The 17,945-nt window shown below is 72.7% G+C and carries 22 protein-coding genes and 2 tRNA genes; 10 read left to right on the top strand and 14 right to left on the bottom strand.

Annotated elements, in window-relative coordinates; translation table 11 throughout:
* Positions 1 to 53: 53 nt before the first annotated feature.
* Positions 54 to 1,244 (bottom strand): hypothetical protein, encoded by a 1,191-nt coding sequence (locus MF672_RS11740; RefSeq protein ID WP_242374051.1) that lies wholly within the window; start codon positions 1,242 to 1,244, stop codon positions 54 to 56.
* A complete protein-coding gene (locus MF672_RS11735; RefSeq protein WP_242374052.1) occupies positions 1,241 to 1,768 on the bottom strand; it encodes a SigE family RNA polymerase sigma factor in 528 nt (175 codons plus the stop codon). Before MF672_RS11735 ends, MF672_RS11740 begins: the two co-directional genes overlap by 4 nt.
* A gap of 172 nt (positions 1,769 to 1,940) precedes the next feature.
* Between MF672_RS11735 and MF672_RS11730 the strand changes: the two genes are divergently transcribed.
* On the top strand, positions 1,941 to 2,174 hold the full coding sequence (locus MF672_RS11730) for a DUF6289 family protein (protein ID WP_242374053.1): 234 nt from the start codon (positions 1,941 to 1,943) through the stop codon (positions 2,172 to 2,174).
* Positions 2,175 to 2,252: 78 nt separating this feature from the next.
* Here the strand turns inward: MF672_RS11730 and MF672_RS11725 are convergent, their stop codons facing one another.
* On the bottom strand, positions 2,253 to 2,657 hold the full coding sequence (locus MF672_RS11725) for a hypothetical protein (RefSeq protein WP_242374054.1): 405 nt from the start codon (positions 2,655 to 2,657) through the stop codon (positions 2,253 to 2,255).
* A gap of 175 nt (positions 2,658 to 2,832) precedes the next feature.
* Here MF672_RS11725 and MF672_RS11720 point away from each other — a divergent pair, with 175 nt between their 5' ends.
* Together MF672_RS11720 and MF672_RS11715 are read left to right on the top strand one after the other, a co-directional pair.
* On the top strand, positions 2,833 to 3,411 hold the full coding sequence (locus tag MF672_RS11720) for a hypothetical protein (protein ID WP_242374055.1): 579 nt from the start codon (positions 2,833 to 2,835) through the stop codon (positions 3,409 to 3,411).
* Between the two features lie 31 nt (positions 3,412 to 3,442).
* Complete coding sequence (locus tag MF672_RS11715; protein ID WP_242374056.1) at positions 3,443 to 3,613, top strand: hypothetical protein; 171 nt, start codon at positions 3,443 to 3,445, stop codon at positions 3,611 to 3,613.
* A 731-nt stretch (positions 3,614 to 4,344) separates the two neighbouring features.
* Here MF672_RS11715 and MF672_RS11710 read toward each other — a convergent pair.
* Positions 4,345 to 4,434, bottom strand: a tRNA-Ser gene (locus tag MF672_RS11710).
* Between the two features lie 176 nt (positions 4,435 to 4,610).
* Complete coding sequence (locus tag MF672_RS11705; RefSeq protein ID WP_242374057.1) at positions 4,611 to 5,174, bottom strand: YceI family protein; 564 nt, start codon at positions 5,172 to 5,174, stop codon at positions 4,611 to 4,613.
* Between the two features lie 102 nt (positions 5,175 to 5,276).
* Between MF672_RS11705 and MF672_RS11700 the strand changes: the two genes are divergently transcribed.
* Positions 5,277 to 5,777: a MarR family winged helix-turn-helix transcriptional regulator gene (locus tag MF672_RS11700; protein ID WP_242374058.1), complete on the top strand. Its 501-nt coding sequence runs from the start codon at positions 5,277 to 5,279 to the stop codon at positions 5,775 to 5,777.
* Here MF672_RS11700 and MF672_RS11695 read toward each other — a convergent pair.
* Complete coding sequence (locus MF672_RS11695) at positions 5,774 to 6,286, bottom strand: SigE family RNA polymerase sigma factor (RefSeq protein WP_242374059.1); 513 nt, start codon at positions 6,284 to 6,286, stop codon at positions 5,774 to 5,776. The two genes, MF672_RS11700 and MF672_RS11695, sit on opposite strands and share 4 nt — an antisense overlap.
* Positions 6,287 to 6,501: 215 nt before the next feature.
* Between MF672_RS11695 and MF672_RS11690 the strand changes: the two genes are divergently transcribed.
* Complete coding sequence (locus MF672_RS11690) at positions 6,502 to 7,461, top strand: hypothetical protein (RefSeq protein ID WP_242374060.1); 960 nt, start codon at positions 6,502 to 6,504, stop codon at positions 7,459 to 7,461.
* Positions 7,462 to 7,466: 5 nt separating this feature from the next.
* Entirely contained in the window at positions 7,467 to 8,264 is a 798-nt protein-coding gene (locus MF672_RS11685) for a MauE/DoxX family redox-associated membrane protein (RefSeq protein ID WP_242374061.1), read from the top strand.
* A gap of 117 nt (positions 8,265 to 8,381) precedes the next feature.
* On the opposite strand, the gene MF672_RS11680 is transcribed toward MF672_RS11685, so the two are convergent.
* Complete coding sequence (locus MF672_RS11680; protein WP_242374062.1) at positions 8,382 to 9,563, bottom strand: ATP-binding protein; 1,182 nt, start codon at positions 9,561 to 9,563, stop codon at positions 8,382 to 8,384.
* A 273-nt stretch (positions 9,564 to 9,836) separates the two neighbouring features.
* On the opposite strand from MF672_RS11680, the gene MF672_RS11675 reads away from it, so the two are divergent.
* The 3 genes from MF672_RS11675 to MF672_RS11665 are packed head-to-tail and all read left to right on the top strand — an operon-like array spanning position 9,837 to position 11,999.
* On the top strand, positions 9,837 to 10,295 hold the full coding sequence (locus MF672_RS11675) for a MaoC family dehydratase (protein WP_242374063.1): 459 nt from the start codon (positions 9,837 to 9,839) through the stop codon (positions 10,293 to 10,295).
* Between the two features lie 40 nt (positions 10,296 to 10,335).
* A complete protein-coding gene (locus MF672_RS11670) occupies positions 10,336 to 10,803 on the top strand; it encodes a SigE family RNA polymerase sigma factor (RefSeq protein ID WP_242374064.1) in 468 nt (155 codons plus the stop codon).
* Positions 10,800 to 11,999, top strand: coding sequence for a TolB-like translocation protein (locus MF672_RS11665; protein WP_242374065.1), 1,200 nt, complete (start codon positions 10,800 to 10,802; stop codon positions 11,997 to 11,999). Before MF672_RS11670 ends, MF672_RS11665 begins: the two co-directional genes overlap by 4 nt.
* Here the strand turns inward: MF672_RS11665 and MF672_RS11660 are convergent.
* Genes MF672_RS11660 through MF672_RS11635 form a run of 6 tightly spaced genes read right to left on the bottom strand, consistent with a single transcriptional unit; the run spans position 11,989 to position 16,788 of the window.
* A complete protein-coding gene (locus tag MF672_RS11660) occupies positions 11,989 to 12,231 on the bottom strand; it encodes a hypothetical protein (RefSeq protein ID WP_242374066.1) in 243 nt (80 codons plus the stop codon). The genes MF672_RS11665 and MF672_RS11660 overlap by 11 nt on opposite strands.
* Positions 12,228 to 13,754, bottom strand: a complete 1,527-nt coding sequence (locus tag MF672_RS11655; protein ID WP_242374067.1) for a radical SAM protein — start codon at positions 13,752 to 13,754, stop codon at positions 12,228 to 12,230. Before MF672_RS11655 ends, MF672_RS11660 begins: the two co-directional genes overlap by 4 nt.
* The gene (locus MF672_RS11650; RefSeq protein WP_242374068.1) at positions 13,751 to 14,485 is read right to left on the bottom strand and encodes a prolipoprotein diacylglyceryl transferase; all 735 of its coding nucleotides are present in this window, start codon (positions 14,483 to 14,485) and stop codon (positions 13,751 to 13,753) included. Before MF672_RS11650 ends, MF672_RS11655 begins: the two co-directional genes overlap by 4 nt.
* Before the next feature lie 15 nt (positions 14,486 to 14,500).
* Positions 14,501 to 14,839: a hypothetical protein gene (locus tag MF672_RS11645; protein ID WP_242374069.1), complete on the bottom strand. Its 339-nt coding sequence runs from the start codon at positions 14,837 to 14,839 to the stop codon at positions 14,501 to 14,503.
* A gap of 18 nt (positions 14,840 to 14,857) precedes the next feature.
* A complete protein-coding gene (locus MF672_RS11640) occupies positions 14,858 to 15,499 on the bottom strand; it encodes a response regulator (RefSeq protein WP_242374070.1) in 642 nt (213 codons plus the stop codon).
* Positions 15,496 to 16,788 (bottom strand): sensor histidine kinase, encoded by a 1,293-nt coding sequence (locus MF672_RS11635; RefSeq protein WP_242374071.1) that lies wholly within the window; start codon positions 16,786 to 16,788, stop codon positions 15,496 to 15,498. The genes MF672_RS11640 and MF672_RS11635 overlap by 4 nt, the downstream gene beginning before the upstream one ends.
* Positions 16,789 to 16,984: 196 nt before the next feature.
* On the opposite strand from MF672_RS11635, the gene MF672_RS11630 reads away from it, so the two are divergent.
* A tRNA-Arg gene (locus MF672_RS11630) sits at positions 16,985 to 17,057 on the top strand.
* Positions 17,058 to 17,119: 62 nt separating this feature from the next.
* Here MF672_RS11630 and MF672_RS11625 read toward each other — a convergent pair.
* Positions 17,120 to 17,788 (bottom strand): hypothetical protein, encoded by a 669-nt coding sequence (locus MF672_RS11625; RefSeq protein ID WP_242374072.1) that lies wholly within the window; start codon positions 17,786 to 17,788, stop codon positions 17,120 to 17,122.
* Between the last annotated feature and the right edge of the window lie 157 nt (positions 17,789 to 17,945).

Genomic DNA, 17,945 nt, shown 5'->3' with positions numbered 1-17,945 from the left:
GCGGACGGCACCGGTGGCGGGCGGCCCGCCGGTGCCCGCCCGTCAAGCTTCTCCTATCCGCCGCTCGTCCGCGCGGGCTGCGCGTCACGCCAGAGCTCTCGCCCCTCGGCGTCCCGCCCCACCACCTGGAACCCCTTCAGGTAGATGTCCCCGTCGCGCTCGTGCGCGCCCCCGAACAGCCGGACGCCGATCCCCCAAGGGTCCTTCCTGGCCGGTGCCCTCACCTTGCGCCCGTCGGCGAAGACCAGCTCGACCTCGGCCGTGCGCACGTCCGCGACCACGCCGAACCATCGCCGGTCCCGCTCGTGCAGCAGCACCGGCAGCCTGCGGCCGCCCAGGTCGCGCATGAGATCCTTCGCCCGTACGAGGTCGGAGCCGACCGGCTCGCCGTCCAGCCGCCAGATCAGGGTCCGGTCCGGGACGTCGTACACGTTGGCGCTCAGCCCGTCGCCCAGCCGCAGCACCTCGCCGACCGGCTCGGCGGTCGCCTCCGGCACCATCAGGGGCGTGTTGTCCACCCTGGCCACCACCTTCCCCTCCGCGTCGACGAACTCGAAGAAGTCCACGCGGGCCGCGCTCGCCGTGCTGACCCTCCAGATGGACAGGGGCGCGCCCGCCGGGTGCGTGACCCGCCCCGCCGTCCGGCGTCCCTCGGCCGTGACGGCGGACACCCCGGCGACCCGGTCCCCGGCTGCGCCGAAGTACATCACCCGCTCCGGCGGCGGCCACGACTCGGTGGACCCCTCCAGGGACGCGGTCCCGGCGACCGGCGCGTCGCCGCAGGAGGACGTGGAGCCCCCCGTCCGGCTCTCGTATCGGCGGCAGAAGGCCACCGAGCCGTCCTCCCGCCTGGCGAACCACAACTGCAGGGGCCGGTTCTCCGACGGGTTGTCCACGATCAGCCGCTCGCCGAGGGGCCGCCGGCTCTCCAGGCCCGGACTCGGGGCGGGCGGACCGGATTCGAGCCTCCCGGTGCTCACGCCCCGCCCGTCGCCGCCCGGCCCGTCGCCGCCCAGCCCTCCCCCGAAGCCCGGCCCCGTGCCCACGGCGGCGACCGGGACGACGACCACGGCCGCCGCCACCCCCGCCAGCGCCAGCCCGAGCCGTCCCCGGTTACGCCGCCGCGCCCGCGCCCGCGCCGCGACCCGCCCCGGCAACCCCACCGGCGCCTGCGGCGCGCCCCCGGCCGCCGCGTGCCGCAGCGTGCTCCGCAGGTGACCCTCCACCCACTTGTCCTCGGTCATGCGATGCCCTCCTCGGCCGCGGCGGCCGTACCCCGATCGGACCGGCCCGGCGCGAGAGCCGAGCGCAGTTTCCCCAGGCCCAGGGACGCGTGACTGCGCACGGTCCCGCGCGAGATCCCGAGCACCCTGGCGATCTCCTCGTCCGCCAGGTCCTCGTAGTAGCGGAGGACGAGCACGGCCCGCTGCTTGCGCGGCAGCCCCTCCAGCGCCTTCCACAGCTCCTGCTCGGTGCCGGACGGCAGCAGGTCGCGATGGTCGCGTTTGTCCGGCAGGTCCCAGATCAGGTGCTCGCGCCGGCGCCGCCGCCAGACGCTGATGTGCAGCCTGGCCATGATCGTGCGGGTGTACGCCTCGGGATCCTCCTTGCGCCGTACGCGGGGCCAGGCCCGGTGCAACCGGATCAACGCCTCCTGAACCAGGTCGGCCGCGTCGTGGGCGTTGCCGCTGAGCACGTACCCGTAGCGCAGCAACGCGTCGGCCCGATCCGCCACGAAGCTCTCGAACCCCCCGGAGTCGTCCGCCAAGACCCGCCACCCTCTCCTCGTCCGTCCCCCTGTAGACGGGCCGAGCCCCCCGAACTGTTGAACGGACGCGATCGGACAGCGTCTTGCGCGACGGGCCGGCCTGATATTCGATCATGACCAGGGCCGCGGCCTCCGCTTCGGCCGGGCCGCCCGACAGGCAGGAGGAGCCTCCATGAAGGTCAAGCGAGGAGTTCTGGCGGCGGTGCTGGCCGCCGGCGTGCTCGCTCTCGGCGCGACCCCCGCCCACGCCATCCCGCCGCCTCCGCCGGGAGGCGACCTCCTCATCGTCTACACCTACTACAGCGGCGACCAGGTCGTCGGGCAGCGCTGGTTCGGCTGCGGCCAGCCCGCCGGCCAGTGGGGAACCCTGGACGGCACGCTGAAGGTCTTCTTCACCCCCTGCTGAACGCCGTACGAACAGCGGAAGGCCCTCTTCCCGCGCCGGGAAGAGGGCCTCGCTCGGGCGACACGCGCGGCCGTCCCATCAGGCGGCGTCGAGCGCCCCGGTGATCTTCCGGGCCATGTCGGCCATGGTGGGGCTGAGCGGCCCCTGGTGGACCCGGCCGGCCGCCTGGACGGCGACGACGACGGTGTTGCGGAAGTTGTCGGCCTCGGCCGGGTCCTGCCGCTTGAGCAGCGTCATGGACGCGGTCAGGGCGGGCAGCACCTGGTCGGCGAGCGCGGCCACGGTCTTGCCGTACTTCACGCCCTTGGGCGCCTTGGCCAGCACGTGCCCGATCGGTCCGGTCGCGGAGGCCAGGGCGATCGAGCCCTCGGTGGCCGCCTTGTGCGCCGAGCCGGCGGCACCGGCGGCGGACATCAGCGACACCGCGCCCCAGGCGGCGATCCGGAGGGTGAGCTGGTCCTGGTCGGTGAGGGTGTTGTTCATGGTGGTGTGCTCCGTTCAGGTCATCGTGCGAAGGCGATCCGGTCGACCGGCCGGGCCCCGTCCGCCCGACCGCTCATGCCGACAACTCTCGCCGACCCCCCTGACACCGCCCCGCCATCGCACTGACACCACCGCTGACACGCCACCCACCGCCCCCTGAAAAGGTCGACCCCGCATGAACAACCCGCCCCTGCACCTCACGGACGTGACCACCGCCCTGACCACGACCCTCGACGCCCTCGCCCGCCTGGCCACCGCCCCCGCGTACCGCGTGTGCGGCACGAGCGCCGCCCTCCTGCAAGGCGTCCCGCTGCCCGCCGGGGACCTCGACCTCCTGCTCGCCACCCGCGCCGACCTGGATGCCTTCGCCGCGGCCCTCGCCCCGTTCCCCTGCCTCCGCCCCGCCTCCTGGCTCCCGGAGTCGTCGCAGTACTTCGCCGGCTTCGCGGTGAACGGCGTCAGGGTCGAACTCAGCACCGTCGAACGCCCCACCGACGCGGACGCCCTGGAATGCGCGGGCACCGGCCCCTGGCAGCACCACGTCCTGATCGGCTGCGGCCCCCACCAGGTCCCCGTGGTCCGCCTCGAACTCCGGCTCGCCACGGAACTCCTCCGCGACCGCCCCGACCGCTACCTCCCCCTCCTCCGCCACCTAAGCACCCACGGCTTCGACCCCGCCCTCCTCCACCGCGCCACAACCGCCTGCCACCTGCCCCCTCACCACCGGCGACTGCTCCGGAACCACCTCCGCTGACGAAGCCCGATCGCCCCGCTACAGTCGGCGCGTGACTGATCAACGCGCTCTGGACCGCCTGATCGCACTCGTGCCACCACCGCCGAACCCGCGATTCGGCCTGAGCGACTGGGACGAGCTGTACGACGAACTGGGCACGGAACTCCCGGCCGTCGGCGGCGACCTGATCGATCTGACTTCGCTACGCTGCCGGCCCTGGTGACGCCGGACGCACGAGCCGTCAGCCCGCCTTCGCCATGTCCTCGGCCAAATCGTCCAGGCACTTGCGGCGGTCGAGGGTGTTGGCGACAGTGCAGGCACGCAACGCTCTTCGCCGTCGAGACCGTCGTGCCGCCCTCGGTGATCGTCACATGGCGCGCTTCTCCGGCGACGACACGGGCTTTCCTGTCCGTGTCGCGGCGGGTCCGGTGTGCGCTGCCGGCCGGGCCCGGGCCCCCAGGCCGCACACCTGGACGGCGGGCAGGACGGGTCGATCGCTTCGGGATGTGCCGGCGGGCGAAAGACCCGCGGAGCGCTCTCGGCTCGGTCGACGCGCCGGAACAGGCACGTGATGTTCTCGTAGTCCAAGCCGCGGCCGAAGACGGCGTTCGCCATCTGATCCAGTCGCCACCCTTCGGCCTCGACGGCCTCGATCAGTTCGCGACCAGCGGCAGGCTCGTGCCCTTCCAGGCCGACCCGATGTCGACGCTGATACGAGCGACGAAGACGCTACGCCCATCCTGGTAGGTCAGTCGCGCGTCTTGAACAATCTGAGTCGGCCCGGGACCTGGGCATGGTCAACACCATGCCGGGACTCTACCGAGCGAGCTGCGTCCTACGAGGAAGCTGGGTCATCACGGCTATCAAGCACGACACGCACCAGACCACCACTGCGGAGAGATGTACCCAAGTCAAAAGCCCTTCCCCGAAGTCTCGGGGAAGGGCTTTCGCCTGCGGAGGATCGGGGATTTGAACCCCGGATGGGCGGTAAACCCAAACCGCATTAGCAGTGCGGCGCCATAGACCTGACTAGGCGAATCCTCCTGGTAGCCGGTGCGGCTCAGCACAGCGTACCGGCCTTCTGGCGAGGCGGCAAAGCGAATCCGCCGCCCGCCTTCACCAAGAGTTATCAACAGCCTGTGGGTAACCTGCTGTGGATGAAGCCCGCCCAGAGCGTGGGCGGGCTTCGGGGCTGTGGATAACCGTAGCGCGGCGGGGGATCAAGCGGCCGGGTTGGCCTCGCCCTCGATCTCGATCTTGACCTTCTTGCCCACGAGGACGCCGCCGGTCTCCAGGGCCTGGTTCCAGGTCAGGCCGAAGTCCTCGCGGTCGAACTCGGTGGTGATGGAGAAGCCCCATACCGCGGCGCCCCAGGGGTTGGTGCCGGCGCCGCCGTACTCGACGGTGAGCTCGACCTCCTTGGTGACGTCACGGATGGTCAGGTCGCCGACGACCGTGAACTCGTCGCCGGAGTGGCCCACCACGCGGGTGCTCCTGAAGGTGATGTCCGGGAACTTGTCGGCCGACAGGAAGTCGTCGCTGCGCAGGTGGCCGTCGCGGTCGGGAGCGCCGGTGTTGATGCTCTCGGTCTTGATGGTCAGCTCGGCGGACGACTCCAGCGGGTTCTCGGCGATGGTGACCGAGCCGTTGAAGGTGTCGAAGTGGCCGCGGACCTTGCTGACCATCATGTGCTTGACCACGAAGCCGATGCGCGTGTGCGCGGCGTCGAGGTTGTAGGTGCCGGCGGCCGGGATGGTCAGGCTCTCCCAGGTACGGGTGCTCATGGGGTTCTCCCTCGCTACGAGTAACGCTTGCTGTGCGGATGTCTGCGGCAACAAATGTCTACACGAGGAATATTCCGCGCGTCAACTATCGTCCGCTAAGGTATGAACGTGACGAACTTTGACGATGCCCGACTGACGGCCGTGGGACTGCTGGCCGAGGTGCACGCCGGCCTCATGGCCCGGCTGCAGCCCGCGCTGGCCGCGGCGGGCTTGTCGGAGGTCGACTTCGAGACCGTCATCCGGCTGGCCCGCTCCCCCGAGCAGCGGCTGCGGATGAGCGACCTGGCCGCGCAGACCGGGCTGTCCACCAGCGGCGTCACCCGGGTGGTCGACCGGCTCGAACGCGAGGGGCTGGTCGCGCGGCAGGCGTGCGCCCACGACCGCCGGGCCTCCTACGCGGTGCTGACCGACGCCGGGCGGGAGCGGCTGGAGTCGGTGCTGCCGCAGCACGTCCAGGACATCGAGGACTGCTTCACCGGGTTGCTGGAGGCGAAGGAGCTGGAGGCGTTCCTTGGCAGCCTGCGGAAGATCAGAGCCGTCGTACGGCCGTGCGCCACCGCCGGGGCCACCTCAGGGGACGTGGAGCCCGTTCCGGGGTGTTAGTCGTCGGCGGACAGGCCCAGGGCGGCGCGGAGCTTGCCCATCGCGCGTGAGACGGTGCTCTTCACCGTCCCCACGCTGATCCCCAGCGTCCTCGCGATCTCCGGCTCGGTCATGTCCTCGTAGTAGCGCAGCACGATGGCCGCCCGCATCCGCTCGGGCAGCGCGTCGAGCGCCTGCTCCAGCCGCTCGTGCACCTCGCCCACCTCGCCGCAGGCCACGGTCTCGCGCGAGACGATCTCCGGCAGGTCGTCCCCCGACGGGTACTCCTCCAGCTTGCGCCGCCGCCACTGCGAGATGTTGATGTTGACCATCGCCCGCCGCACGTAGCCGTCCAGCGCGCCGCGGTCCTCGATGCGCTCCCACGCCAGGTACGTCTTGGTGAGCGCGCTCTGCAACAGGTCCTCGGCGTCCAGGGGGTGCCCGGTGAGCTGGTTGGCGGCGCGCAGCAGGGCAGGACCGCGGGTCGTGACGTACTCGCGGAACTCTTCTTCCCAGTCCGTGGTCTGCATCGTGGCCAGAATCGCAGCCGGATGCCCTATTCGGGCTGAACTGCAATTCAGGTTTCGGCCCGCCGACGACAAAGGTCCGTCAAGGTCGGTGGCGGTTCTTCCCCCGCCGGATGTCAGGCCACTTCCCCGGGGATGCGTATTTTGCTCTCCTATGTGCCGCTCGGCGTGACCCACTCCCGAGTCGTGTGAACCTAGTAACGAGCGAGGGAGGGCGGATGGGACAGCCGAGCGTTGAGCGCCGCCGGGTGCTGGCCGCGGCCGCGCTCGGCCGTGACCCCGGCGTGCCTGGACCCGACGGCTCCGGCGGCCCCGCCGGGGAGCAGCCGCTGCGGGCCGTCGCCGGCGAGATCCTCGACGTGAGCCCGCACCTCGTCATCATCGAGACGCCCGAGGGCGCCCAGGAGCGCCTGGTGATCGCGCCCTGGGCGACGGCGTGGCACGGCGCCGAGGTGCCGCCCGCCGAGCTGCCCGTGGGCGCCATGGTCATGATGCGCACCCTGCGCGAGGGCCGCGTCGTGGAGCGCATCTGGGCCGACACGACCCGCATCACCGGCACGATCCGGTCCATCACCGGACGCAGGGACCTCACCGTCGAGCTCGACTGCGGGCCGCACCGCGGCCACCGCACCGTCGTCATCCCCTACCGGGCGTCGGGACGGCTGCAGGTGCGGCATCCCAAGTTCGAGCCCGGCTACCTGTTCGACGCGATCGGCGTGCGGCAGGACGGCGCGGGGCTCGCGCTGCTGCCGGCGACCTCGCAGCCGCCCTACCCGGCCCGCTCGGTGCCGCCCCCGCCGCCCGCGTACGCCGGCGTGCAGCAGCGCATCTCCGGCACCGCCACCTGGTCGGACACCTTCGACGAGGAGGAACGCGGCGCCGCCTACCCCATGCTGGAACGTTCTGACACCGGCTGCGCCGACGCCGGCGTGTCCTGCGCGGGCCTGCCGTACCTGGCCCTCGGCTCGCTGCTGCAGATCAGGAACGTGTGCTCGGGCCGCTCGGCCAACGTCCCCGTGGTGGCCTGCGGGTGCCTGGCGGGGCGGTTCTGCGACCGGTGCGTCGAGTGCGACACCTCGCCGCGCGGCCGCGTCGCGGAGCTGTCGCCGTACTCGTACGTGGAGCTCGGTGGCGATCTGGTGAATGGCTGCTTCAACGCTCAGATCGGATTGGGGTGACCCGCGTGCTGGAATCGCAGCTGCCGATCCTCATCGCGCTGCTCTGCCTGGGCACGGTGGCCAAGGTCGGCACGGTGGGCTCCGGGGGCGAGCCGGGTGCGTTGTCCCGGCTCGGGCCCGCCGTGCTCATGCCGGGCCGGCTGCAGGCGCCGTCGTTGCTGGTGTGCGCGGCCGGTGAGGTGGTGCTGGCGGCCGGGCTGCTGCTGACCACCCATCCCTTCTTCCGGTGGGGCACGGTGGCGTTCTTCGCGCTGTCCACGTACGTGCTGCTGGAGCTGCGCAGGCGGCGGCCCGACGCGGGCTGCGGGTGCTTCGGCGAGGTGAGCTCGTCCCCGGTCGGGCTGCGCTCGATCGGCCGGACGGTGGCGCTGACCGGCATGGCGGGCGTGTCGGTGTGGTCGCCGGTGCCGGGCTGGACGGCCGTGACGCATCCGTCGTGGCTGACGGCGGCGGGGCTGCTGGTGCTCGCCCTGCTGTCGCCGGAGATCGAGGAGATGATCGACCGCGTCCGCTACCGCGCCCCCTGCGAGCAGCGCCCCGGCCCGGCCGAGTCGGTGACCCTCGCCCGGCTGCGGGCCAGCGGCACCTGGCGGGCGCACCGGCACGAGCTGGTCTCGGCCGAGCCGTACGACAGCTGGCGCGAGCTGTGCTGGCGCTTCTACGCCTTCCGCAACCACCGGCAGGACGACGTGGTGTTCGCGGTCTACCTGAGCGGCCGCCGGCCGGCCGTGCGCATGGCGGTGGTGAGCGGCGGGGAGGACAGCGGGACGTCTCTGCCGGAATATACCCCCGTATCGGCGTGACGCTAGACAGCCTTAGATTCCCCTCGACACCGGTCGAAGGGCGGCTGGATATAGCTCTATTGGGCTATCTAGCTTCCCCTCTAGACAGCCCAATAGAGGTCTAGGAGCGTGCCCGGCTCACACCGGCTGGGCGCGCAGGAACTTGCCGAAGTGCGGCACCGTGAACGCGATCAGGCCGCGCTCGGCGCTGTAGATCAGCCCCTTCTTGATCAGGCTGTCGCGGGCGGGCGACAGGCTGGACGGCTTGCGGCCGAGGGCCTCGGCGACCTCGGCGGTGGCGACCGGCTCGTCGCCGATCTGGGCCATGGCGTGCATGTAGTCGCGCTCGGCGGGGGTGGCGCGCTCGTAGCGGCTGCCGAAGAAGCCGACCGCCAGCTCCTCCTCCGCCTCCGGCGCGGACACCTTGACGTCGTCGAGCGTGATCGGGCTGCGCGGCGCGAGGTCCCAGGCGACCTTCCCGTACGCCTGCACGAAGTAGGGGTAGCCGTCGGCGGCCTCGTACAGCGCGTCGAGGGCCTCCTGGGTGAACTCCACCTCCTCCTCGCGCGCGGGCAGGATGAGCGCCAGGTCGGCGGCGTCGCGGTCGAGCTTGTCGATGCGCGCGTAGCGGAAGAGCCGTTCGGAGTAGCTCTTGCTGGCCGACAGCACGCTCGGCAGGTGCGGCAGCCCCGCGCCCACGACGATCAGCGGCCCGCCCGACTGCGACAGCTCGTGGCAGGCGGCGCAGAGCGCCGAGACGTCGGCGGCCGGGACGTCCTGCATCTCGTCGATGAACAGCGCGATGCCGACGGCGAGGTCGGTCGCCACGCTCGCCGCGTCGACGAACAGCTCGGTGAGGTCGATCTCCAGGTCGCCCGAGTCGGCGCGCCCGCGGCTGGCGGGCACCTCGATCCCGGGCGACCAGTGCGAGGTGCCCTTGGCCGCGGACGGGTCGCGCATCGCGAACGCCTTCAGCACCCCGAGGAACTCCTCGATGCGCTCGGGCGCGCGGTGCCGCGGCGCGAGCTCGCGGATGGCCATGTGCAGCGCGGCCGCGACGGGCCGCCGGATCGACTGGTCGGGGCGGGCCTCGATCTTGCCCGTGCCCCACAGCCGTTGCATGGCCATGGACTTGAACGTGTTGAGCAGGACGGTCTTGCCGACGCCCCGCAGGCCGGTGACGACCATGCTGCGCTCGGGACGGCCGCGCGCGACGCGTTCGAGCACGACCTCGAACTGCTGCAGCTCTCGGTCACGGCCGGCGAGCTCCGGGGGACGCTGTCCCGCGCCGGGAGCGTAGGGGTTTCGCACAGGGTCCACGCTCTCGGACTTTATTGCCGGATATAGCGGCCGTCTTAGATTTGGGAAGAAAGTGCTACGGCGTGTCCGAGCAGGGGCGGGCGCGAGCACCGTCATCGGACACACCCCCTCTCACCAGGCCGAACCCTTGTTCGATTGCCGCTCCTAAGACTGTAGCGCGGACTCGAACACTCATGCGATGGTTTCGGGTAAAAGATCTTTGCACCGGTGTCCGATCCCCGCCGGTGACGGCCGACTTGGCAGCCGCGCCGGGCGGGCAATAGCGTTCGGACCATGCGGACCTTCGCGAACGTACAGGAGCTCAAGGCGGCCGTCGGCGAGACCTTCGGGCCCACCGAGTGGCGCACCGTCACCCAGGACCAGGTCAACACCTTCGCCGACGCCACCGACGACCACCAGTGGATCCACGTGGACGTGGAGCGGGCCAAGGAGGGGCCGTTCGGCGGCACGATCGCGCACGGCTACCTGACGCTGTCGCTGCTGCCGTCGTTCATGTTCTCGCTGGTCAAGGTCGAGGGCATCGCGATGGGCGTCAACTACGGCCTCAACAAGGTCCGCTTCCCGCGGCCGGTGCCGGTGGGCGCGCGCATCAGGGCCGTCGGCGAGCTGACCGACGTCAAGGGCACCCCGGCCGGCTACCTGTCCAACCTGAAGATGACGATCGAGATCGAGGGCGAGAAGCGGCCCGCCTGCGTCGCCGAGACCCTCTCCCTGTACGTCCCCGCCGAGTAGCCCGTGCAACAGTAGCGTTCCCCCGTCGCTCCCTGGGTTCGTGGAAGATTTCGACGAGTTCGTCCGGGCCAGGGGCGACGCCCTCCTCCGGTACGGCTACGTGCTGTCCGGCGACCCCGAGGACGCGGCCGACCTCGTGCAGGAGGCCCTGGCCCGCCTCGGCGACGCCTGGCACCGGGTGCGCAACAAACACGACCCCGAGGGGTACGTGCGCACCACGATGGTCCGGCTCCACATCAGGTCCTGGCGCCGGCGGCGCCGCGAGAGCCTGGTCGCCGACGTGCCCGACCGCGGCGCCCCCGACCGTTACGGCGACGCCGACCTGTGGGCCGAGCTCCAGCGGCTGCCCCGCAGGCAGCGGGCCGTGCTCGTGCTGCGCTACTACGAGGACCTGCCCGACCAGGAGATCGCCGACATCCTCGGCGTCTCCCGCGGCACCGTGCGCAGCCAGGCCGCCCGCGCCCTGGACAAGCTCCGGATCCGGCGAGTGCTGCAGGAGGCACGATGAGAGGCGAACAGGACCTGGTCCGCACCCTGCGGGCGGCCGCCGACCAGGTGGAGCCGCTCGACCTCACGGGGGGCGTGGCGGCCCGCCGCCGGGCCCGGCGCGGCCGGCGGCGGGCGACGGTGGCGCTCGCGGCGGCCGCGGTGGTGGCGGTGGCGGGAGGGACGACGGCGGCGCTGTCCGGGGAGGCGCGGCGCGTCCAGCCCGCCACGACCGTCAGCCCGTCGTCCAGCCCTTCCCCGCAGGCTTCGCGCCCGGCGGAGGAGCTGTGGCCGAGGGCGATGGCCACGGTCGCCGCGCGACGCGCCACGGGGGCGCTGATCCTCCCGGTCACCGCGCTGAGCCCGACCGAGCTGCTGCTGTTCGTGCCGGGCGAGCCCGCGCGGCTCGACGTCTACGACATCGCGCGCCGCGCGACGACGGCGACGATCGCCGAGCTGTCGGCGATCAAGGGCGCGACCCGCCTGGGAGGCGTCGCGGTGGGCCCCCGGCACGTCGCCTGGTACGGCGGCACGGACAAGTCCACCACGTTCTGGATCGCGCCGCGAGCCGGCGGGACCGCCACCCGGGTGGCGACGGTGCCCGGCCCGGTCGCGGCCTTCGACGTCACGGCCGACGCCCTGGTGTGGTCGCCCCAAGGAGGCGGCGTCTACCGGATGCCGCTGACCGGCGGGAAGCCTGCGCGGGTGCCCGGCGGCGACGGGCTCACGCTGACCGCCTGGCCCTGGGCGACGCACCGGGACCGGAACACGTTCGCCAACGACGATCGGGTCGCCGACCTGGCGAGCGGCCGTTCGTACGACGTCCGGGCGCCGGAGGGCACGCGCTTCCTGCGCTGTGACGGGCGCTGGTGCGTCGGCGACCTGAAGGGCCGGCTGGTGGCGCAACGGCCGGACGGCACCGGCCGCCACGTGCTACCCGACCTGAGGATGTACTCGGTGCGGCCGCCGTACGCCGGCCGGTACGCGCTGACGGCCCCGACCGGCGAGCCCGAGGCGGGCGGGCCGCTCGCCGTCCTCTACGACCTGGAGACCGGCACCAGGGCCGGGCTCGGCACGCGCACGTCCGCGACGGCCGCCAGGCCGGTGACCGGCAGCCTCCTGTCGGTGACGGCGACCGTGACCGCCCTGTTCTGGGGGGACGCGGATCCGCCGAAGAAGGAGTGGACGGTGCTCGACCTGCTCGCCGTCACCGGATGATCGCGACCGCCGCCACGATCGCCAGCAGCGCGAGGTAGCCGAGCACCAGCCGGGTGTCCCGGAGCAGGCACTTGCTCCGGGTCAGCCCGGCCCGCCGCGCCCTCCAGTACCCGGTGAAGCCCAGCGCCGCGAACCCCAGCACCGCCCACGGCCCGAGCAGCCACGCCAGCAGCGCGACGGTCGCGTACACGCACAGCCGCAGCGGGTCGTACGGCTCGGCCTTGCCGCTCATCGCGCCACCGCCGACAGCCGCTGGCGGGAGAGCTGGGGCCAGGCCTGGACGGCGCAGAACGGCGCGCACTGGTCCCGCTCGCCCTCGCGGGTGCCGACGTGCACGCAGCACTGCGTGAGGCGTTCCTCGATCATCGTGTGGACGTCCATGAACGGTTTCACGGTGATCCGCACCACCCGCTCGGCCAGCATCCTGCGCAGCTTCCTGCGGCGGCCGGGCAACGCCGAGGAGGCGAGGGTGAGCAGGGTGGAGATGCCGAGGTCGCAGTTCTCGCAGATGTTCCGCCACAGGTCGCCGACCTGCGGGTGGGACAGCGACGACTGCTCAGACAGCAGCCCGAGCAGCGACTCCTGGACGGCCAGGCGCAGCTCGCGCGGGATCTCGCTGTCGGCGATGCGGTTGGAGACCAGGCCCAGGTTGGCCTTGAGCCGGTCGTGGCCGATGAGCGCCGTCAGCGAGCGCCACTGCTCCGCGTCGTCGCGCAGGAGGTAGCCGACCGAGCAGCAGTGCGGGTGGGAGCAGGGCAGCGCGGTGAGGTCGCGCCAGGTCACGAGGCCGCCGGTCTGCGGGCCGAGGCGTTTGAGCACGCCGGTGTGGGTGAGCCGGTCCATGGGGTCGATGGCGGCCGAGCGGCCCGAGCCGAACTGGGGCTGGATGGACACCCCGCCCACGTAGGGCGTGTCCAGGGCGAGGCGGACGACGTCGCCGATCTCGCCGTCGTTGACGCCCAGCGCGGCCGTCATGACCAGCGTGGTGAAGATCTCCCGCTCCGACAGCCGGGTCAGGGCCTGGGCCTTGAGGTGGCGCAGGTCGCCGCCGCGGTGGTGCTTGGAGGCCGCGGCCGAGACGCCGTCGTACTGGAGGTAGACCTCCACCCGCTCGCGGTGCTCGGTGAGCAGGTCGAGGAGGGAGTCGTCCCTGGCGATCAGCACGCCGTTGGTGTTGATGAGGATGCGGGTGACCGGCCGCGCGGACAGCTCGGCGAGCAGCGTCTTCAGCTCGGGGTGCAGGGTGGGCTCGCCGCCGCTCAGCATCAGGACGTCGAGCCTGCCGTTCTCCCGTTCCAGGCGCTGGTCGACGTTGGCGAGGACGTCGGGGACGGGGACGACGCCGGACAGGTCGGGCGAACTGTCGGCGAAGCAGGTGGGGCAGCGCAGGTTGCAGGTCTCGGCGATGTCCTCCAGGAGGATGCAGGTGTGCTGGGTCTGCAGCTCGGGGAGGCCGTCGAGGTAGGCGAGCGGGATCGGCGCGAAGTTGCCGCGGACGTCCGGGACGTGCTGCTTGGTGGGAGCGGTCCATTCCTCCAGGTACGCGAGGATCTCCGGGTCCTCGTCGTACAGGGTGCGGACCAGGCCGTGCGCCCGGCAGCCGCGCTCCAGCCACACGCGGCCGTCGCGCTCGGCCAGGTAGCCGCTGAGCCGTTCGACGCGGTCGAGGTCGCGGCCGTCGTCGTGGCAGTGCGGGCAGAAGGCGTTGACGTACCTGAGGATGCGGTCGCCCCGCAGACCCATCCCTGCGCTCATGTCATGACCTTTCGACGGATCAGGGGTGTGTAGTAGCCGCGCCGCCAGCCGATCGTCACCCGGGCCGCGAGCAGCGGCAGCCCGGCCGCCAGGAACCACTGGGGCCCGGTCAGGCCGAGCCACAGGATCTCGTTCGCGCGGGTGAACTCCACGAGGAAGCGGAAGGCGGCGTACCCGGCCAGGTAGAGGGTGAACAGCTCGCCCGGCTGGGTGAGCCGCCGGCGCGCCCACATGAGCGCGGCGAAGGCGGCGAGCTGGAAGGCGACCTCGTACAGGAACGACGGGTGCATGGCCTGGCCGGTCAGGCAGCCGGGGCACTCGGGGGTCGCCGGCGAGGCGTGCACGCCCCAGGGCAGGCCGGTGGGACGGCCCGGCGCCTCCGTGAGGTGGCAGCCGATGCGGCCGATCGCCATGCCGAGGGCGACCGCGGGGGCGAACAGGTCGCCGGTGCGCTCGCGGTAGCCGCTGAGCTTCTTCGCGACCAGGACGCCCGCGTACGCGCCGGTCAGGCCGCCGAGGATGCTGCGGGAGCCGTACAGCCAGAGGTCCTTGAGGTCCAGGGTCTCCAGCCAGCCCGCGAGCCGCATGCCGATGGCGCCGCCGACCAGCGCGCCGGTCACGGCCATCAGGGAGTGCTCGTTGAGCGCGCCGCGGCGGCGCGCCTCGCGGACGAAGACGACGGAGGCGGCGAGCACGCCGAGCCCGACGAAGATCTCATGGTAGGGGGGCATCGCGGTCGGCGCGGGTCAGGAGTACAGGCCCGGGTTGAGCCCCGTGCAGAAGCCCGCCGACACGATCGACGCGAGCGCCCACCCCAGCATCAGCCCGAGCCCGAGCCCGATCGACCACGACTTGCGCAGCAGCAGGAACGTCACCCCCGCGCCCAGCCCCAGCGACGCCAGGAACACCGCCGCCACCACGATCGCGGCGGTGTGCTGCACGCTGAGCGCGACGATGCCGACGATCAGGTTGACGAGGAGGTAGCCGAAGACGCCGGCGAACGCCAGCCCGACGATCAGTCCCGTGTTCCGCGGCTCCCGCCCCGGCGGCGGTGGCGGCGGGAACGGCGGTGGTGGGTTGCTCACCCCGGACACATTACGGTCCTAAGTGCCCTCTGAGTAGTAAATGGCCGCCTGGACACGGCTCTTCAGCCCCAGCTTGCCGAGGACGCGGCTGACGTGCGTCTTGGTCGTCGCCTCGGCCATGTCCAGCTCCTTGGCGATCTCGGCGTTCGACAGGCCGCGGCCGATGCAGGCCAGCACCTCGCGCTCGCGGGGCGTCAGCCCCTCCGGCTCGCGGTCCCTGGGCCGCGGCTCCGGCCGGGTCGCGAACGCGGCGATCAGCTTGCGGGTGACGGACGGCGAGATCAGGCCGTCCCCGCGGGCGACCAGGCGCACCGCCTCGACCAGGGACTCGGCGTCGGTGTTCTTCAGCAGGAACCCGGCGGCGCCGGCGCGGAGGGCGCCGAAGACGTACTCGTCGAGGTCGAACGTCGTCAGGATCAGCACGTCGCTGACGCCCGCCAGCTCGCGGGCCGCCGAGATGCCGTCGAGCCGCGGCATCCGGACGTCCATGAGCACGACGTCGGGGCGCAGCTCGCGGGCCATGGTCACGGCCTGCTCGCCGTCCGCGGCCTCGCCGACGACCTCGACGTCGGGGACGCCGCCGAGGATCAGCACGATCCCGGCCCGGACGGCCGCGTGGTCGTCGGCCACCAGCACCCGGATCCGCGGCCGCCCGCTCACGAGCCCGTCTCCCTCGGGAACATCAGGCCGACGACCTGGGACGAGAACCCGCCCAGCCCGCCCGGCCCGCCCGGCCCGCCCGGGCTGGTGTCGGCGCGCTCGTCCTCGGTCGGCAACGCCGCCACCACCCGCCACCCTCCCCGCTCTGCGTCCTCACCGGCTTGCACGTCGCCGCCCACCAGGGCCGCCCGCTCCCGCATCCCCACCAGCCCGGCCCCCGCCCCCGGCAGGCCCGTCCGCTTCCCGCCCAGGGCGTTCCACACCCGCAGCACCACCCGATCCGGCTCGTACGCGACCACGACCTCCACCGGCGACCGGCCGTGCTTGAGCGCGTTGGTCAGCGCCTCCTGCACGATCCGGTACCCCGCCAGATCCACCGCCGCCGGCACCTCCCGCGCCACCCCCTCGACCCGCAGCCCGGCCTCCATGCCGGCCGCCGTCACCCGCTCGACCAGCGTCTCCACGTCGGCGAGCCGGGGCCGCGTCGCCTCCCCCTCCCCGACCTCCCCGCGGAAGCCGCCATCGCCCTGCCCGGGGCCGCCGTCCCCCTGATCCGGCTCGCCGTCCTCCTGCCGCAGCAGCCCGATCATGGCCCGCATCTCCGCCATCCCCTTGACGCTGTTCTCCCGCACGGACTCCATGACCTTCCGCACCGTCCCCGGATCCAGGTCCGCCCGCGACAAAGCGGCCGTGGACTGGATGGCGATGGCGCTGAAGTGGTTCGCGATCATGTCATGCAGCTCCCGGGCCATCCGCGTCCGCTCCGCGCTGATGGCCGCCCGCCGGTCCAGCTCCGCCAGCCGCGCCACCTGCTCGGCCCGTAGCCGCTCCGCCCCCGCCCGGTCCCGCTGCTCCCGCACCACGAGCGCCGTCATGACCGGCGTCACCAGCACCAGCGCCGCCTGCACCCCGATGACCGCCGGCCGCCGCCAGTCCGCCGCCCAGAACCCGGCCCCGGCCCCGCCGGCGACCGCCAGCACCGCCGTCGCCATGAGCAGCCCGCGCGCCAGCCGCGCCGGCCCGTAGAGCGCGGCCGCGTACAGGTTGTCGGTGAACACCAGCACCGTCCCCAGCGACGGCCCCACGACCGCGTCCAGCCCGACCGCGACGACCCCGAGCCCCAGCGACCCGACCGGCGCCCGCCGCCGCACCACCACCCCGGCGCACGCGACGGCCAGCGGCCCGGCCAGCACCCAGTCCGGCACCCCCCGCTCCAGCCGCGCCCCGCCCGCGATGAGCAACACCCCCACCACGAACGCCAGCCCGGCCCCCAACGCCGCCCGCCTCATGCCCCCATCCCACCACCTCACCCCCCGCCCACCCTCCTCCACAAGACCGGCCTCCCCCTACACCCTTCGGCGTACCCCACCCCGTGAATCGGCCCGTACACCCGCGCTGACCTGCGACGACCCGCCCGCCGCCGCCGAGATCGCGTTTATGGTTCGAGGCACTACCCAAAACCCGCTATGCTTGCTTACGCAGCGAGCGGCCGTAGCTCAATGGATAGAGCATCTGACTACGGATCAGAAGGTTGGGGTTTCGAGTACCTCCGGCCGCGCACCACGCGAAGGCCCGTCACCAGTGGGAACACTGATGACGGGCCTTCGGCGTTTCCGGGGCTCATGCGGCACCGGGCATCGGTGTGAGCGGTTCCGGCGCGGGGCGTGGTGTGCCGGTGAGCAGGTGGGTGCGGAGGAAGGCGGCCTGCACGGCGCTGATCTGCTCGAAGGGCGTGCCGGTGTAGACGTCGAAGTGGCCGAGCGGGTAGTGACGGAGGTCGGCGTACGGGGCGCGGGCGGCGACGGCGGCGGCGAAGCGGGGTGAGGCCTGCAGGTCGCGGTCGGCCACGATCATGAGCAGCGGCATGGCCAGGCGTTCGGCGGTGCCCCGGACGTAGCGGGGCAGGTCGAGGACGAAGCGGGGAGCGAGCTGGTTGCGCCAGCCGCACGCCTCGCCGCCCAGCGCCTCGAAGGCGGCCCGGGCGTCCGGCTCGGTGAAGACCGCCACCCGGCCGGGCGGGGCGACGACCGGCACGTAGTACGGCGGCTCGCCGCGCCGGGCCCGCAGCAGGTCGCGGACGGCCGCGGCGGTGAAGCCGAGCGTGCGTGCGGTGACCTCCGGGCTCAGCCGCCGGCGCAGGGTGCGGCCGCGGCGCAGGCCGTCGATCATCGGCACCTGGGCGATCACCACGCACGGCACCGGCCCGGCGGCGGCCTCGGCGGGCAGGTAGAGGTCGGCGGCGCAGCGGACGCCGCCGGAGTCGAAGGACAGTTCCGTACGTTCGGACATGGCAGCCTCCGTAAGGGCGCAGTCGCGGCGCCGGTAGCGGCCGCCGGCGGGGCGTGACGGCCGTCGGTCGTCGTGCGCCTTCCGCCGGCAGGCCGGCCCGGGGCCGCTCGCTCCAGACGGCCACCCTCCAGCCTCGCTCGCGCCCGCCTTGTGGAGC

The sequence above is a fragment of the Actinomadura luzonensis genome, from assembly GCF_022664455.2.
GTDB classification, from domain to species: Bacteria; Actinomycetota; Actinomycetes; order Streptosporangiales; family Streptosporangiaceae; genus Nonomuraea; species Nonomuraea luzonensis.
The sequence above is the reverse complement of the archived record's forward strand: the minus strand, read 5'-3'. Positions and strand labels throughout refer to the sequence as shown.

Bases quoted from the DNA above. Each gene is read 5' to 3' on its own strand.
- MF672_RS11740 (WP_242374051.1), bottom strand. From the start codon at position 1,244: ATGACCGAGGACAAGTGGGTGGAGGGTCACCTGCGGAGCACGCTGCGG.
- MF672_RS11730 (WP_242374053.1), top strand. From the start codon at position 1,941: ATGAAGGTCAAGCGAGGAGTTCTGGCGGCGGTGCTGGCCGCCGGCGTG.
- MF672_RS11725 (WP_242374054.1), bottom strand. From the start codon at position 2,657: ATGAACAACACCCTCACCGACCAGGACCAGCTCACCCTCCGGATCGCC.
- MF672_RS11720 (WP_242374055.1), top strand. From the start codon at position 2,833: ATGAACAACCCGCCCCTGCACCTCACGGACGTGACCACCGCCCTGACC.
- MF672_RS11705 (WP_242374057.1), bottom strand. From the start codon at position 5,174: ATGAGCACCCGTACCTGGGAGAGCCTGACCATCCCGGCCGCCGGCACC.
- MF672_RS11700 (WP_242374058.1), top strand. From the start codon at position 5,277: ATGAACGTGACGAACTTTGACGATGCCCGACTGACGGCCGTGGGACTG.
- MF672_RS11695 (WP_242374059.1), bottom strand. From the start codon at position 6,286: ATGCAGACCACGGACTGGGAAGAAGAGTTCCGCGAGTACGTCACGACC.
- MF672_RS11690 (WP_242374060.1), top strand. From the start codon at position 6,502: ATGGGACAGCCGAGCGTTGAGCGCCGCCGGGTGCTGGCCGCGGCCGCG.
- MF672_RS11675 (WP_242374063.1), top strand. From the start codon at position 9,837: ATGCGGACCTTCGCGAACGTACAGGAGCTCAAGGCGGCCGTCGGCGAG.
- MF672_RS11665 (WP_242374065.1), top strand. From the start codon at position 10,800: ATGAGAGGCGAACAGGACCTGGTCCGCACCCTGCGGGCGGCCGCCGAC.
- MF672_RS11660 (WP_242374066.1), bottom strand. From the start codon at position 12,231: ATGAGCGGCAAGGCCGAGCCGTACGACCCGCTGCGGCTGTGCGTGTAC.
- MF672_RS11655 (WP_242374067.1), bottom strand. From the start codon at position 13,754: ATGAGCGCAGGGATGGGTCTGCGGGGCGACCGCATCCTCAGGTACGTC.
- MF672_RS11650 (WP_242374068.1), bottom strand. From the start codon at position 14,485: ATGCCCCCCTACCATGAGATCTTCGTCGGGCTCGGCGTGCTCGCCGCC.
- MF672_RS11635 (WP_242374071.1), bottom strand. From the start codon at position 16,788: ATGAGGCGGGCGGCGTTGGGGGCCGGGCTGGCGTTCGTGGTGGGGGTG.
- MF672_RS11625 (WP_242374072.1), bottom strand. From the start codon at position 17,788: ATGTCCGAACGTACGGAACTGTCCTTCGACTCCGGCGGCGTCCGCTGC.